This is a genomic window from Peteryoungia aggregata LMG 23059 (genome assembly GCF_030814435.1).
GTDB classification, from domain to species: domain Bacteria; phylum Pseudomonadota; class Alphaproteobacteria; order Rhizobiales; family Rhizobiaceae; genus Allorhizobium; species Allorhizobium aggregatum.
Map to the genome: position 1 here is coordinate 347,279 of NZ_JAUSUW010000003.1, position 15,206 is coordinate 362,484.

The window sequence follows — 15,206 nt, forward strand, 5'->3', positions numbered from 1 at the left end:
ATTCCAGCAAAACCGCTTCGCGCCTTTGCTGGAATTGCTCAGTGCCGCCACTCGAACCAGTCTTCGATCAGCCTGCGGGCGATCGTGCCGTTGATCGGTAGTGAGCGTCCGTCGAATGACCCCTCCGACAACATTCGGCCGATCTCGTCTCGGGTAAACCAGCGGCAATCCTCGAGTTCCACGGTGTCGAAGGCAATGTCGAAGTCGGTGGCCTCGCCGTAACAGCCGATCATCAGCTGGTGCGGCATCGGCCAGGGCTGCGAGGCGTGATAGCGGACGCGGCCGACGGTGATGCCCGACTCTTCTCGCGTTTCGCGCCGGACGGCGTTTTCGATGGTCTCGCCCGGCTCGACGAAGCCGGCGAGCGAGGAATACATGCCCGCCGGAAAGCGCGGGCTGCGGCCCATCAGGCAACGATCCTTCTTCTCGTCGACCACAAGCATGATGGCGACCGGATCGGTGCGCGGGAAGATCTCATGGCCGCAGGCGGTGCATTTGCGCTTGTAGCCGCCGATGAGGGCTTCCATCGTGCCGCCGCAGCGGCCGCAGAAGCTGTTATCTGCATTCCAGCGCAGGAGGCTCAAGGCCTGGGCGACTTCGCCCAGAAGTTCGTCACTCACAAGGGCGTCGCGGAAGAGCGCACGGGGGTCTGCCGGCTTGTAGTGCGCCGCGAGCGCTTCCGGCGCGACACTGACGGGAACTGCGAGGCGCGGTTCGCCGGAGGGCTGGTGGCCCAGCAGGATCGCGTCGTCAAAGTTCGGCTGCAACTCGGCGAGCTCGTAAGGGGCAAACAGCGGATCGAGCACCTGGCCGTCATGCTTCAGCACCAGTTGGGTCCCGGAGAAGGCGAGAATATGCATACCCTCGACCTTCAACGCCTTTTCGAGCGAGGTTTCGTCGCGATGTTCGCTGTCGCGGTCGAGCTTGTTGCCCGAGAAGGCCGTGAGTTCGCTGGGTTCGAGATGCGGGGCACGGTTGAGGAAAATCGAATTCTTCATTGGAATGCTTCAAGTATCCTGTGCTTCATGGCCTCGAAGGCCTTTTCCTCATAGGGGACAGACTGGCCAAAACCCCAGATCGGGCCGGGCCAGTTCGGGTCATTTTCGCTGCGCGCGACGACATGCACGTGAAGCTGGCGCACGATATTGCCGATCGCCGCGATGTTGATCTTCTCGGCACCGATCGCCTTCTTCAGCGCCGTGCCAACGGTCACCTGCTCGAAGGTCAGCATGGCTTGGTCGAGCGGCGTCAGGTCGAAGATCTCCGATACCTCAGGGCGCTGCGGGACGAGAATCAGCCACGGCCAGCGGCTATCCCGGGCAAGCCGCAGGTCGCAAAGGCCGAGTTTCAGGATCGACTCGCTGTCTCTGCCAAGACGCTCATCCAGGGTGAATGGCTGCACGGTGTTTCTCTCCGCTTTGTTTTCAATGACGCTAGCAGTTTTTTCGGCGCTTGGCTTGCATTTGGCAGCGTTATTGCCGATATGTCTCCTCGGGAGGTTGGTGGTGGACGAGCCACTCGCCAACCGGGTCAGGTCCGGAAGGAAGCAGCCCCAACGAGCGCGGCACGGGTCATCGTGCCAGCCTCCCACCTCATCTTCATTTACGGCCTCTCTTTCCAACAGGGGCCGTGCCATGCCCGGATGCGGGCGACGGGGAAGCTGGCAACGCGATGAGCGATTTCGAGCCGACTGCAGAGGCCAAGGCCGCCCCCGGCGGCTACCGCGTTCTCGCCCGCAAATATCGCCCCAAGGATTTCACGGACCTGATGGTCGGCCAGGAGCCGATGGTGCGGACGCTGACCAACGCGTTCGAGACCGGTCGTATCGCCCAGGCCTATATGCTGACCGGTGTGCGCGGGGTGGGCAAGACGACCACGGCCCGCATTCTGGCGCGCGCGCTCAACTACAAGACCGCTGAGATCGACAAGCCGACGATCGACCTTCGCATCCCCGGTGAACATTGCCAGGCGATCATGGAAGGCCGGCATGTCGACGTGATCGAGATGGACGCCGCTTCGCATACCGGTATCGACGACATCCGAGAGATCATCGAGCAGGTGCGCTATCGCCCGGTTTCGGCGCGCTACAAAGTCTACATCATCGACGAAGTGCATATGCTGTCGACGGCGGCCTTCAACGGCCTCTTGAAGACGCTCGAAGAGCCGCCGGAGCATGTGAAGTTCATCTTCGCGACGACCGAAATCCGCAAGGTTCCGATCACCGTCCTTTCCCGCTGCCAGCGCTTCGACCTGCGCCGGATCAGCGCCGGCGATCTCGTCGGGCTGTTCTCGACGATCGCGTCCAAGGAAGGCATCGAGGCGGATGAGGACGCGCTGGCAATGATTGCGCGCGCGGCCGAAGGTTCGGCGCGTGACGGTCTGTCGCTGCTCGACCAGGCGATTGCGCATGGCAGTGGCGTGGTGCATGCCGATGCGGTTCGCGCCATGCTCGGCCTTGCCGACCGGGCGCGTATCGTTGATCTCTTCGAGCATATCGTGCGCGGTGATGTGGCGGCAGCCCTTTCAGAATTCGGCAGCCAGTATGAGGCGGGTGCGAACCCGACGGTGGTGCTGACAGATCTTGCCGACTTCACCCATCTGGTGACCCGGCTCAAATACATACCGTCCGCCGCACAGGATCCATCGCTTTCCGAAGTGGAACGCGTGCGGGGCGCCGAGCTGGCTGATAGCGTGGCGGTGACGACACTGTCGCGTATGTGGCAGATGCTGCTCAAGGGCATTCCGGAGGCCGAGGCCTCTTCCCGGCCTGCCGGGGCTGCCGAAATGGTGCTGATCCGGCTTGCGCATGCCGCCCATCTGCCCTCGCCCGAAGATGCGGCGCGACGCCTGCTGGAGCTTTCCAATGGCGATGGCGGAGCAGAGGGCGGGCCATCCGCACCCCGTCCAAACGGCGGCGGTGGTGGCGCCTCGATGGCGATGCGGGTGCAGGCCGTGGGTCAACCCGCACAGGACAGCGCCCCGCGACCGGCGATGAGCCAACCGGTTGCGCATCTGCAGAGCGTGCCGGCTGGAGACGCCCTGCCGCAGATGATGGAACGCCGCGAACCCAAGGTCGAGGAAGCACTAGCCCCGGGTGTACACGTTGAGACGCTCGACGATATTGCGGATCTTTGCACCAAGAACCGCGCACCGGTCTTGCGTGCCCAGCTTCGCCAGTTCGTACATCTCGTGAAGATCGAGCCGGGCCGGCTGGAAATCCGGCTGGAATCGCAATGCCCGCCGACAATCGTCAACGAGCTCAAGATGAAGCTCAGCGAGTGGACCGGGATCACCTGGTGGGTGACGCTCTCCAACGATGCGGGCGCGCCGACGCTGGTCGAGGTTGAAAAAACGACTCGCGAGGCGCGGCTCGTCGATGCGCGGCAGGACCCCGATGTGGCGGCGATCCTCGCCCGCTTTCCGGGCGCCAAGGTGACCGACGTCCGGATCAAGGCAGCTGCAATCGAGGATGACGACATCGTGGCGCCACCGCCGGCGGCGGCGGAATCGGCCGATGGCGACATCCTGCCGGGCGACGACATCGAATTCTAGGGCCTGAAACCCTTCTCGCAAAACACGACAACAATCCAAGGAGATGACGATGCGCGACATCATGGGCATGATGGGCAAGGTCAAGGAAATGCAGTCCAAGATGGAGAAGATGCAGGAAGAGATTGCTGCACTCGAAATCGAAGGCAAGTCCGGCGGCGGCCTGGTGACCGTCGTCCTGACCGGCAAGGGCGAGATGCGGAGCATCAAGATTGACCCGTCGCTCTTCAAGGAAGACGAAGTCGAGATCCTGGAGGACCTGATCGTGGCTGCCCACAAGGACGCCAAGGACAAGGGCGAAGCCCAGGCGCAGGAAAAGATGGCGGCGCTGACGGCCGGCATCCCGCTGCCGCCGGGCATGAAGTTCCCGTTCTGATCAAGACGGCTGATCGGGTCTGTCAGGGATAGACCCGATCTCCCCAGGGGTTTTCTCCCTCGCGCAGAAACGCGAGGCTCTGGCGCCAGAAGCCATCCTGATGGCGGGCGTGGAAGAGATCGAAGTGGCCGACCTTGGCAAAGCCGAGGTCTTGCGGTGCCAGTAGCACCTTCGTCACCGGCGAGCGACGGTAGTAGCGCATGGCGCGGCTGATCGCTTTCGGGGTGGCGAATTCATCATCCGACATGGTGACGCTCAGGATCGGGCCGGTTGCTGTCGCGAAACGGTCGCACATGGCTTCGGCGGCCTCTTGTGACAGACCCTGCTCGGCCCTGCCCTGCTGCAATCCCCAGCCATAGGCGACGCCTTTCGGGAGGTCCTCGAGCCAGCCAAGGCGCTTGCCGGGAAAGTGCCCGAGTGCAAGCGTGATCGCGGGCATCGCGACATGCCATTTGAGGAAAAGCGGCAGGCGCCGCGCCGGCAGGTAGTCTCCCCAATAACCATATTGGCCGCCGACCGAGAGCATGGCCGAGACGCGTCCGACCGCCGGCGAATAGCCCGGCAGGAAACCGCCGATGCTGTGGCCGACAACGAGCACGCGTCCGGTCTCGTCCTTATGCAATGCATGGCGCAGGGCTGCGTCGAAATCCTGTTCGCCCCATTGGCGCCAGGTGAAGGTTGAGCCCTTAAGGGTCTCGGGGCGTGAAAGGCCGATGCCTCGGTAATCATAGGTGAGGACGCAGAAGCCGTTGGCCGCGAGATAGGCGGCGTAGCGGTGGTAATAGCGGGCGTGGACGCCGGTAGCCGGATTAATGACCACGGTGGCGGATGGCGACGCCTCCGCTGCCGGCCACCAATGACCGATCAGCCGCACGCCATCGGCCGCGGTCAGCTCTATTCTCCTCGGGTCCATCACTCCTCCAAGTGGGCGGCATGATGGCGAGAGGTGGGATGGGGGTAAAGCCTCGGAGACTAAGACCTTCGGCGGAGACCTCACATCTCCCCGGCGCGGATCGCATCCCTTACCTTGTAGTGGACGGGTGCGGCGAGATAACGGGCGCGGTCGGTCTCGCTCAGTCTGCGGCCGAAGGTCGCCATCATCTCGCGCATGGTGACGCGGTCGCCGCTCCAGGGCGTGAATTCGACGGCTTGGCCGGCTTCGACCATGCCGCCCTGCAAGACCCGCGTGTAGGCGCCCGGGCGGGCAGCGCGGGTGTAGCGCTTGACGATGGTTGGATCGTCCATCTTGGCGGCGAAGGTGGCGCAGGGCATGCGGGCGGAGGTGACTTCAAGAAGCACCTCGCCGATGGCCAGCCTGTCGCCGGCAGCCAGCATGGCGCTTTCAAGCCCCTCAATCACGAGGTTCTCACCGAAGGTGCCATAGGGCAGATCGCGGTCGAGCTCGGCCTGCCACCAATCGAGGTCGATGGAGCCCTCGATATAGACGGCCTGATCGACGCCGCCATGGTGCTTGCGGTTGAGGATCGCGTCGCCGACGAGGCCTTCGGCATCGACCATAACAGGACCCTGGATGGCGAGCTTATTGATGCCGGTCTTGTATTTCTTGCCGGGCAGGATCTCGGGTCGACCAAGGCAGACGGCGAGGATTTTCATGTCGGGCATCCCTTCGGCGATTCCGTTTCCCGACTATATGGGCTAGAAACGCCGCCATGGCAAAACGAGTCACCGGCCCCGAAATCGAGAAACTCATCCAGCTTCTGGCGAAAGTGCCGGGGCTTGGACCACGCTCGGCACGACGTGCGGCGCTGCATCTGATCAAGAAGAAGGATCAACTTCTCGGACCCCTGGGTCATGCCATGGGCGAGGCCTATGACAAGGTGAAGATCTGCTCCTGCTGCGGCAATGTCGACACCGTCGATCCCTGCACCGTCTGCACTGACGTCGCTCGCGACCAGACGGTGATCATCGTCGTTGAAGACGTATCCGATCTCTGGGCACTGGAACGCGCGGCCGCTATGAATGCCGCCTATCATGTGCTGGGCGGCACTTTGTCACCGCTCGACGGGATCGGGCCAGATGATCTCAACATCAAGGGGCTGATCGACCGGGTGGCAAAGGGCGGGATCCGCGAGATCATCATCGCGGTCAATGCCACCGTCGAGGGGCAGACCACAGCACACTATATAACAGACCACCTGACGGGGCTCGACGTGAAGATCACGCGGCTCGCCCATGGCGTGCCCGTGGGTGGCGAACTCGATTATCTGGATGAGGGCACATTGTCTGCGGCAATCAGAGCCCGCACCGCGATCTGACTGATATTCCGGGAGGAAACATCGATGGCACGAACCCGCAAGCGGCTCCCATGGCTGATGACCACCGTATCGCTAATGCTGGCGGTGAGTTTCGCCGCGCCGGCTGCGGCCGCTTCCCGGAGCGCCGTCGAAGCGCAATTCCAGCAATGGATCGCAAGCGATCTATGGCGCGCCGCCCAGGACGGCGGGATCAGCAAGGAAATTTTCGACCGGACCCTTCAGGGCGTGCAGCTCAATTGGGACCTGCCTGATCTGGTACCGCCGGGTACCGAGCCGCCGAAGGAGCGGACGCAGAGCCAGGCGGAATTCAGCTCGCCGGCCTCCTATTTCAACGAGAAGCGCTTGCAGGGGCTGGCCGCCACCGGCCGGACGCTTGCGAACCAGCATGCGTCGACGCTGCGCAAGGTCGAAGCGACCTATGGCGTTCCGGGTTCGATCATCGTTGCTATCTGGGGGCGCGAATCCGGCTATGGACGGGCGAAGCTGCCGCATTCGGCGATCGACGTGCTCGCGACCAAGGCCTTCATGTCGACGCGCAAGCCGATGTTCCAGCAGGAGCTGATCTCGGCATTGCATATCGTCGAAAGCGGGGATGTGAGTGCCGACCGGCTGATGGGCTCCTGGGCAGGCGCACTGGGACAGCCACAATTCATGCCGGGCAGCTACCTGAAATACGCCGTTGATTTCGATGGTGACGGCAAGCGCGACATCTGGAATTCCGTACCGGATACGTTGGCGTCCATCGCCAACTATCTGGTGAAGAGCGGCTGGCAGCGAGGTCGCGACTGGGGTTACGAGATCACCATTCCCGACGGCGTGTCCTGCGCGCAGGAAGGGCCTGACAGAGCACAGGCGGTCTCTGCCTGGGCGAGCGGCGGGCTGACCCGGATCTCCGGTCGGGCCTTCCCGTCGTCGGAGGGTTCGCAGCCGGCGATGATGCTGGTGCCGGCCGGGACATATGGCCCGGAATTCCTGGTGACGCCGAACTTCTACGTGCTGAAGGAATACAACAATTCCGACCTCTATGCGCTGTTCATCGGCAATCTTGCCGACCGGATCGCGAGCGGCGGCGGCGCATTCAAGGCGCCCTGGGGCGATGTCGGCAAGATGCTGCGCTCGGACGTGCTTGCCATGCAGCAGGCGCTGGTGGCAGAGGGCTATGATGTCGGCAAGGTGGATGGTCTGCCCGGCTTCAAGACGCGGAGGTCGCTCGGCGAATGGCAGGCGAAGAACGGGATGAAACCGACCTGCTATCCGAGTGCAGACCTCAAGGCCAAGCTGCGCTGATACCCGCCATCAGTGGTGATCGATATGCGACTGGTGGAAGACGTCGTCGGCCGGTGGGATTGCCTGACGTTCGATCATCCGGTGGACCTTGGGCGGTCTGTCACCGCGATGCAGCTCGATCAGACGGTCGGTGATCTCGGCGTCGGCCTTGGTGCGGCGCTGGTTGTGGCGGACGTAGTCCACCCAGGTCGGCACGTGATAGGTTTCCGTCCAGATGTCAGGGTTCTCCAGATCGCGCATCAGCGTCCAGTTGCGTGCGCCGTCACGCAGGCGAATGCGGCGACGCTCGACCATGATCCTCAAGAATTCGGGAACGTCTTCGTCGGTGATCTCGAAATCGACATGGATAACGATCGGGCCACTGCGCGGGCGGATGTCGAGCTTTAGAGCCGGTTCGTTGAAGCGGTTGAGCGGATCGAGATCGAGGGTGGCAAAGGCCGGCATGGGCAGAAAGAAGCCGATGAAGACGCCTGCTATCATCAAAAGGCTTGAGGCCACCAGCGCATGGCCGGAGCCATAGTTCTCGGCGACGCTGCCCCAGAGCCAGCTGCCTGTGGCCATGCCGCCGAAGGTGGCCGTCTGGTAAAGCGAGAGCGCGCGCCCCACCACCCAGCGGGGAGCAGAGAGCTGAACGACGGTGTTGAAGAGCGACAGTGCCAGCACCCAGCAGGCACCGGCAACCATCAGGGCCAGCGCCGTGATCCAGACGGAGGTGCTGATGCCCGTAACGCCGGCTGCTACGGCAAAGCCGGCAAAGGCGAAGCGGACGATGTCCTCACTCGATAGGAGTTCGCGGGCGCGCTGGTTGGAAAAGGCGCCGAAGATGGCGCCGAGGCCGAAGGCACCGAGGAGGCCACCAAAGGTGAGCGGTCCGCCCGAGAGTTGGTCACGGGCAACGATCGGCAGGAGCGAAAGAATGGCGGTCGCCTTGAGGCCGAAGACGAAGCCGCGGAAGAGAACCTTGCCGAGATTGGGCGACATCGCGACGTATCGCAGGCCCGCTGCGATGGCCGAGCCCAGATGCTCCCGCGGGAGCGGGCTCTTCGGAATATCGTGGCGCCAGCGGAAGAGCGCGTAAGTGATGGCAAAGTAGGAGAGTGTGTTGACCGCGAAGGCGGCAGCAGCCCCTGCAGCGGCGACGATGGCACCGCCGATCGCCGGGCCGACACTGCGGGTGATGTTGAAACCCATGCTGTTCAGTGAGACGGCGGCCGGCAGATCGGCGCGCGGAACGATATCGCCGACCGAGGCCTGCCAGGACGGATTGTTGAGGGCGGTGCCGCAGCCGATCAGGAAGGTGAAGGCGAGCAGTGCCCAGGGGGTGATGAGATCGAGCAGGGCAAACAGTGTCAGGAGCGCCGAGACCACGATCATGAAGAGCTGGGCGGCGATCATGACTTTGCGGCGATCAAAGCTGTCGGCGATCGCACCGGCGATCAGGGAGAGAAGCATGATCGGGCCGGTGTTGGAGGCCTGGACGAGCGCCACCATGTTCTCGGAGGTGGAGATCGACGCCATCATCCAGGCGGCGCCGACGCCCTGGATCAAACCACCCAGATTGGACGAGATGCTGGCGAGCCAGATCCGGCGATAGGCTTCATTGCGGAGCGGTAGAAGCGGGGAGCGGCGTTCTGATGTGGACATGTCTTGAACTTTTCTGGCCGCGGCGATGTCGAGAGACAACCGTGGTGAGCACGAGCTTGCCTTGCGCAACGCATGAATGGCAAGTTTGTTTTCACCCCTCACCGAAAAGCTTGCAAAAGTTGGGGCGCTCGCGTATACGAGCTTCAAATTCTTGATCGACAGATGAAGGGTGGGCCCGGAAGGACCCGCTCTTTTTTATTGGCGATCGCAGCCAATCGGGAGTAAAACGATTGTCCGAAGACATGCCGATGCCGGAACTCGGCGAAGCACGGATCATCACTGAGACCGGCCTTGACCGTCGTATCGCAGACATTATCGAGCCCGTGCTCGTCGCGATGGATTTCAAGCTGGTTCGCGTGCGTATGATGAACCAGAACGGAATGACGCTGCAGATCATGGCGGAACGCACCGACGGCACAATGACCGTCGAAGATTGCGAAGCCGTATCGATGGCCGTGTCGCCCGTTCTCGACGTCGAGGATCCGGTCGACAAGGCCTATCACCTGGAAGTGTCGTCGCCGGGTATCGACCGGCCCATGGTGCGCAAGTCGGATTTCAGCCGCTGGCAGGGCCATATCGTGAAGTGCGAGACGTCGATCCTGGTCGACAACCGCAAGCGCTTCCGCGGCAAGATCACCGACGTGAACCAGGACGGTTTCACCCTGGAACGCGATCAGGTGGCCTATGGTGAAGAGCCGAAGGTGGTCATCCCCTTCAATACGCTTGCCGAGGCAAAGCTCATTCTGACGGACGATCTGATCCGTGACGCGCTTCGAGCCGACAAGCTCGCCAAGGCGCAGGCCGCGAACCAGAACGACGAAGACGACAGCGAAGAATAACGTTTGACCTATAGCCCGAGGCCGATGCCCGGGCGTGAAGACGGAGACCTAAGACAATGGCAGTCAGTGCGAACAGGCTCGAGCTCTTGCAGATCGCAGATGCCGTCGCCCGTGAAAAGGTGATCGACCGCGAAATCGTGCTCGCCGCCATGGCCGACGCGATCCAGAAGGCTGCCCGGTCGCGCTACGGCAGCGAGACCAACATCCGCGCCGACATCAATTCCAAGACCGGCGAGATCCGTCTGCAGCGTCTTCTGGAAGTGGTCGAGAAGGTCGAAGACTACGCGACGCAGATCGCGCTCGAACTCGCCCGCGACCGCAATGTCGACGCCAAGCTCGGCGACTTCATCGCAGATCCGCTGCCGCCGATGGACTTCGGTCGTATCGCCGCCCAGTCGGCCAAGCAGGTCATCGTGCAGAAGGTGCGCGAAGCCGAGCGTGACCGCCAGTTCGACGAGTTCAAGGACCGCGTTGGCGAAATCGTCAACGGTACCGTGAAGCGCGTCGAATACGGCAACGTGATCGTCGATCTTGGCCGTGGCGAAGGCATCATCCGTCGTGACGAGATGATCCCGCGCGAAGCCTTCCGTTACGGCGACCGCGTGCGCGCCTATGTCTACGACGTTCGCCGCGAACAGCGCGGCCCGCAGATCTTCCTGTCGCGTACCCATCCGCAGTTCATGGTGAAGCTCTTCACCATGGAAGTGCCGGAAATCTACGACGGCATCATCCAGATCAAGTCGGTGGCCCGTGACCCGGGTTCGCGCGCCAAGATAGCGGTTATTTCGAACGACTCGTCGATCGATCCGGTCGGCGCCTGCGTCGGTATGCGCGGTAGCCGCGTTCAGGCCGTTGTCGGCGAGCTTCAGGGTGAAAAGATCGACATCATTCCGTGGAGCCAGGATCCGGCCTCCTTCATCGTCAACGCCCTGCAGCCGGCTGAAGTCGCCAAGGTAGTTCTCGACGAAGATGCAGAGCGCATCGAAGTCGTGGTTCCGGACGAGCAGCTGTCGCTCGCTATCGGCCGACGTGGTCAGAACGTGCGTCTGGCCTCGCAGCTGACCGGCTGGGACATCGACATCATGACGGAAGCCGAGGAATCGGAACGCCGCCAGAAGGAATTCAACGAACGCACCAACCTGTTCATGGATGCGCTCGACGTCGACGAAATGGTCGGCCAGGTTCTGGCGTCGGAAGGCTTCGCCCAGGTCGAGGAAGTGGCTTACGTCGACCTCAACGAAATCGCGTCGATCGACGGCTTCGACGAAGACACCGCACAGGAAATCCAGACCCGCGCCCGCGAATATCTCGACAAGATCGAGGCCGAAATGGACGCCAAGCGCAAGGCGCTCGGCGTTGCCGACGAGCTGCGCCAGATCGAGGGCATCACCTCGCAGATGATGGTCGCGCTCGGCGAAGACGGCATCAAGACGATCGAGGACTTCGCCGGCTGCGCCGCTGACGATCTCGTCGGCTGGAGCGAGCGCAAGGACGGCGAGACGAAGAAGTTCGAGGGCCTGTTCTCGAAGTTCGACATCTCGCGTGCCGAAGCCGAAGCCATGGTTGTGCAGGCGCGTCTTGCTGCTGGCTGGATCACCGAGGAAGACCTCGCGGTCGAAGCTGAAGCTGAAGCTGAAGGCGAACTCGAAGGCGAAGAAACCGAGCAGGAAGCGTGATGAGCGCCGAGAGGCCGGACGCGACAGAGGTCGAAGACGATTTCGACCTCTCCGAAGCGAACGGGCGGATGTGCATCGTTACCCGCGAAAGCGGATCGCCGGAGACGCTGTTGCGTTTCGTGGCGGCACCCGACGGGACAATCGTCCCGGATCTGAAGCGGGCGCTTCCAGGCCGGGGCTGCTGGGTCAGCCCCAGCCGTGAGGCTGTCGACAAGGCGGTGGCGAAGAAGCTTTTCGCCCGCGCCTTGAAGCGGGATGTGAAGGCGGATCCGGATCTCGGATCCGTGGTTGAGCGACTTCTGGTCGCGCAGCTGATCGGCATGATGAACATGGCCCGGAAGGCCGGACAGTTCATCACGGGATCGGCGAAGGTCGAGGCAGCCGTGCGGAGCGGCGAAGCCATTGCGGTGTTCCATTCGCAGGATGCCGCAGCGGATGGCGTGAGAAAGATCGACCAGGCCCGAAAGGCCTGGCACCTCGGAACGGGGGCGGATGCGGAAGTGCCCGCATTCCACCTGCTCACCGGGGCGGAATTGGAAGAGCAGATGGGCCAGAATGCGTTTATCCATGCTTGCGTGCTTGCAGGGCAGGCAGGTGAAGGTGTAGTGAAACGCGCAACTCTGCTCGAAACCTATCGCGGCCGCGCGCCGCAGGTATCGGGCGCTGGCCCGAAATCACAATGACGCGGTCACCGGCACAGGTCGGCCTCCGTGGTTTAGGACAGTATGTGAACGGCGTGGTCTGATGCTCGGCATCCGGCCCCGCTCGAAGGAACGGGAACGGAATGACCGACAACAAAGACGACAAGACAATCGGCGTGAAGAAGACTCTCACCCTGAAGCCCTCGGGGATGAGCCAGGGTACCGTGCGCCAGGACATGGGGCGCGGCCGTACGAAGTCGGTCGTCGTCGAGACGGTGAAGCGCCGCCCGACCCGCCCGCTGGACGAAAAGCCAATTACACCGATCGCAGCGCCTGTAGCACGTGCGCCGGAAGCCCCTGCGGCTCCCCAGGCTGCGCGTCCGGCTCCGACACCGCCTGCGGCGCCGGCTACGCGCGTCCACCAGCCTGTCTCTCAGCCACAGCGTCCGCAGCCACAAGCGCAGCGCCCTCAGCAGCAGCCGCAACGTCAGCCGGAACGTCCTCGCGGCGCCGTCCTTCACGACCTGTCGGCCGGTGAAATGGAAGCGCGTCGTCGCGCACTCATTGAAGCCCAGGCCCGCGAAGTCGAAGAAGCCAAGCAGCGCGCGATCGATGAAGAGCGCCGCAAGGTTGAAGCGGCCGAAGCTGCACGCGTTGCCGCCGAAGAGGCTGCCCGCCGTGCGCTGGAGCCCAAGGTTGAAGTCGTGGCTGAACCCGAGCCGGCTCCGGCTCCGGTCGCCGCTGCACCGGTCGCCGCCGCGCCGGTCGCATCGGTTCGTCCGGCTGCACCTGCCGCTCCGGCAGCGCCTGGCGCACCCGGCTTTGTTCGTGGTCGCAAGGCCAACGACGAGGACGATGATCGCGGCCCGCCGCGCGGCCTTCCGGGTCGTGGCAAGGTGGCTGCCCCCGCTCCTGCCAAGGTTCCAGCCCGCCCGAAGGCCGAGGAAGACCGTCGTCGCGGCAAGCTGACGGTGACCACGGCCAATGTTGACGATGACGGCACCGCCCGCGGTCGTTCGCTGTCGGCGATGCGTCGTCGCCAGGAGAAGTTCCGCCGCAGCCAGATGCAGGAAACCCGTGAAAAGGTCATGCGCGAGGTCATCCTGCCGGAAACCATCACCATTCAGGAACTGTCGCAGCGCATGTCCGAACGCGCCGTCGACGTCATCAAGTACCTGATGAAGGAAGGCCAGATGATGAAGCCGGGCGACGTCATCGACGCCGACCTCGCCGAACTCATCGCAACCGAATTCGGCCATACCGTCAAGCGCGTGTCGGAATCCGACGTCGAAGAAGGCATCTTCAACGTCAAGGACGACGAAGGCGAACTGGTTTCGCGTCCTCCTGTTGTCACGATCATGGGTCACGTCGACCACGGCAAGACCTCGCTGCTCGACGCCATCCGCAAGACCTCGGTCGTATCGGGCGAAGCCGGTGGCATTACCCAGCATATCGGTGCCTACCAGGTCGAACAGAACGGCCAGAAGATCACCTTCATCGATACCCCCGGCCACGCCGCGTTTACCGCGATGCGTGCCCGTGGCGCCCAGGCGACCGACATTGCCATCCTCGTGGTGGCTGCCGACGACAGCGTCATGCCGCAGACGATTGAATCGATCAACCACGCCAAGGCCGCCAACGTGCCGATCATCGTGGCGATCAACAAGATCGACAAGCATGAAGCCAAGCCTGAAAAGGTTCGCCAGCAGCTTCTCCAGCACGAAGTCTTCGTGGAATCGCTCGGTGGTGAAGTACTCGACGTCGAAGTTTCGGCCAAGAACAAGCTCAACCTCGACAAGCTGCTCGAAGCCGTGCTGCTGCAGGCTGAAATTCTCGACCTGAAGGCCGACCCGACACGAACTGCCGAAGGTACCGTCATCGAAGCCCAACTCGACCGCGGTCGTGGTGCCGTTGCAACGGTTCTCGTCCAGAAGGGCACGCTGAAGCCCGGCCAGATCATCGTGGCCGGCGATCAGTGGGGCCGTGTCCGTGCGCTCGTCAACGACAAGGGCGAACACGTTAAGGAAGCTGGCCCTGCCATGCCGGTCGAGATCCTCGGCCTGTCGGGCACGCCTGCTGCCGGTGACAAGTTCGCTGTCGTCGAAAACGAAAGCCGCGCTCGCGAGATCTCCGAGTATCGTCAGCGTCTGGCCCGCGACAAGGCCGCTGCCCGCCAGTCGGGTCAGCGCGGTTCGCTGGAACAGATGATGAGCCAGCTGCAGAACACCGGCTTCAAGGAATTTCCGCTGGTCATCAAGGCCGACGTGCAGGGTTCCGTCGAAGCGATCGTGGCTGCTCTCGACAAGCTCGGTACCGACGAAGTTCGGGCCCGCATCGTCCATTCGGGCGCCGGTGCCATCACGGAATCGGATATCTCGCTGGCCGAGGCATCCAATGCCGCGATCATCGGCTTCAACGTCCGCGCCAATGCCCAGGCCCGTACCGCTTCCGAGCGTGCTGGCATCGAGATCCGCTACTACAACATCATCTACGATCTGGTGGATGACGTGAAGGCAGCGATGTCGGGTCTGCTCTCGCCGGAGCGTCGCGAAACCTTCCTCGGCAATGCCGAGATCCTCGAGGTGTTCAACATCACGAAGGTCGGCAAGGTCGCGGGTTGCCGTGTCATCGAAGGCAAGGTCGAACGCGGTGCAGGCGTGCGCCTGGTGCGCGACAACGTCGTCATCCACGAAGGCAAGCTCAAGACGCTCAAGCGCTTCAAGGACGAAGTGTCCGACGTGCCGATGGGCCAGGAATGCGGCATGGCCTTCGAGAACTACGAAGACATCCGCGCCGGCGACACGATCGAGTGCTTCCGCGTGGAACACATCACGCGTACGCTCTGATCTCAGGCGTTTCGACCACGATCCCTTCGGGCGCCGGATCTTCCGGCGCTCGCTGTTTATGGGGATCATGAC

The 15,206-nt window shown here is 63.0% G+C and carries 13 protein-coding genes and 1 other RNA gene; 9 read left to right on the top strand and 5 right to left on the bottom strand.

Annotated features, from left to right (window positions below; genetic code table 11):
- Positions 1-38: 38 nt before the first annotated feature.
- On the bottom strand, positions 39-998 hold the full coding sequence (gene nudC, locus J2045_RS06880) for an NAD(+) diphosphatase (RefSeq protein WP_307370879.1): 960 nt from the start codon (positions 996-998) through the stop codon (positions 39-41).
- On the bottom strand, positions 995-1,402 hold the full coding sequence (locus J2045_RS06885) for an HIT family protein (protein WP_307370882.1): 408 nt from the start codon (positions 1,400-1,402) through the stop codon (positions 995-997). The genes nudC and J2045_RS06885 overlap by 4 nt, the downstream gene beginning before the upstream one ends.
- A gap of 92 nt (positions 1,403-1,494) precedes the next feature.
- Between J2045_RS06885 and ffs the strand changes: the two genes are divergently transcribed.
- From ffs to J2045_RS06900, 3 genes are all read left to right on the top strand, one after another.
- Positions 1,495-1,591, top strand: an RNA gene (gene ffs, locus J2045_RS06890) — signal recognition particle sRNA small type.
- A gap of 80 nt (positions 1,592-1,671) precedes the next feature.
- Positions 1,672-3,552: a DNA polymerase III subunit gamma/tau gene (locus tag J2045_RS06895; RefSeq protein ID WP_307370884.1), complete on the top strand. Its 1,881-nt coding sequence runs from the start codon at positions 1,672-1,674 to the stop codon at positions 3,550-3,552.
- 49 nt (positions 3,553-3,601) lie between these two features.
- A complete protein-coding gene (locus J2045_RS06900) occupies positions 3,602-3,925 on the top strand; it encodes a YbaB/EbfC family nucleoid-associated protein (RefSeq protein WP_102020558.1) in 324 nt (107 codons plus the stop codon).
- Between the two features lie 22 nt (positions 3,926-3,947).
- Here the strand turns inward: J2045_RS06900 and J2045_RS06905 are convergent, their stop codons facing one another.
- Both J2045_RS06905 and J2045_RS06910 read right to left on the bottom strand, forming a co-directional pair.
- Entirely contained in the window at positions 3,948-4,838 is an 891-nt protein-coding gene (locus J2045_RS06905; protein WP_307370886.1) for an alpha/beta hydrolase family protein, read from the bottom strand.
- Positions 4,839-4,918: 80 nt separating this feature from the next.
- Positions 4,919-5,539 (bottom strand): MOSC domain-containing protein, encoded by a 621-nt coding sequence (locus J2045_RS06910; RefSeq protein ID WP_307370888.1) that lies wholly within the window; start codon positions 5,537-5,539, stop codon positions 4,919-4,921.
- A gap of 56 nt (positions 5,540-5,595) precedes the next feature.
- Between J2045_RS06910 and recR the strand changes: the two genes are divergently transcribed.
- Both recR and J2045_RS06920 read left to right on the top strand, forming a co-directional pair.
- Positions 5,596-6,201, top strand: a complete 606-nt coding sequence (gene recR, locus J2045_RS06915; protein WP_307370890.1) for a recombination mediator RecR — start codon at positions 5,596-5,598, stop codon at positions 6,199-6,201.
- A gap of 57 nt (positions 6,202-6,258) precedes the next feature.
- Positions 6,259-7,488: a lytic murein transglycosylase gene (locus J2045_RS06920; protein WP_370873031.1), complete on the top strand. Its 1,230-nt coding sequence runs from the start codon at positions 6,259-6,261 to the stop codon at positions 7,486-7,488.
- A 9-nt stretch (positions 7,489-7,497) separates the two neighbouring features.
- Here J2045_RS06920 and J2045_RS06925 read toward each other — a convergent pair whose 3' ends face one another.
- Entirely contained in the window at positions 7,498-9,132 is a 1,635-nt protein-coding gene (locus J2045_RS06925) for an MFS transporter (protein ID WP_307370893.1), read from the bottom strand.
- Between the two features lie 242 nt (positions 9,133-9,374).
- Here J2045_RS06925 and rimP point away from each other — a divergent pair, with 242 nt between their 5' ends.
- The 4 genes from rimP (at position 9,375) to infB (ending at position 15,134) form a co-directional block, all read left to right on the top strand.
- Positions 9,375-9,971, top strand: coding sequence for a ribosome maturation factor RimP (rimP, locus tag J2045_RS06930; RefSeq protein WP_307371170.1), 597 nt, complete (start codon positions 9,375-9,377; stop codon positions 9,969-9,971).
- A 56-nt stretch (positions 9,972-10,027) separates the two neighbouring features.
- Entirely contained in the window at positions 10,028-11,647 is a 1,620-nt protein-coding gene (nusA, locus tag J2045_RS06935; protein ID WP_307370894.1) for a transcription termination factor NusA, read from the top strand.
- Positions 11,644-12,330 carry an RNA-binding protein gene (locus tag J2045_RS06940; protein WP_370873013.1) on the top strand — a complete coding sequence of 229 codons (687 nt, stop codon included), beginning with the start codon at positions 11,644-11,646 and terminating at the stop codon, positions 12,328-12,330. Before nusA ends, J2045_RS06940 begins: the two co-directional genes overlap by 4 nt.
- A gap of 101 nt (positions 12,331-12,431) precedes the next feature.
- Positions 12,432-15,134, top strand: a complete 2,703-nt coding sequence (gene infB, locus J2045_RS06945) for a translation initiation factor IF-2 (protein ID WP_307370896.1) — start codon at positions 12,432-12,434, stop codon at positions 15,132-15,134.
- Positions 15,135-15,206: the final 72 nt, after the last annotated feature.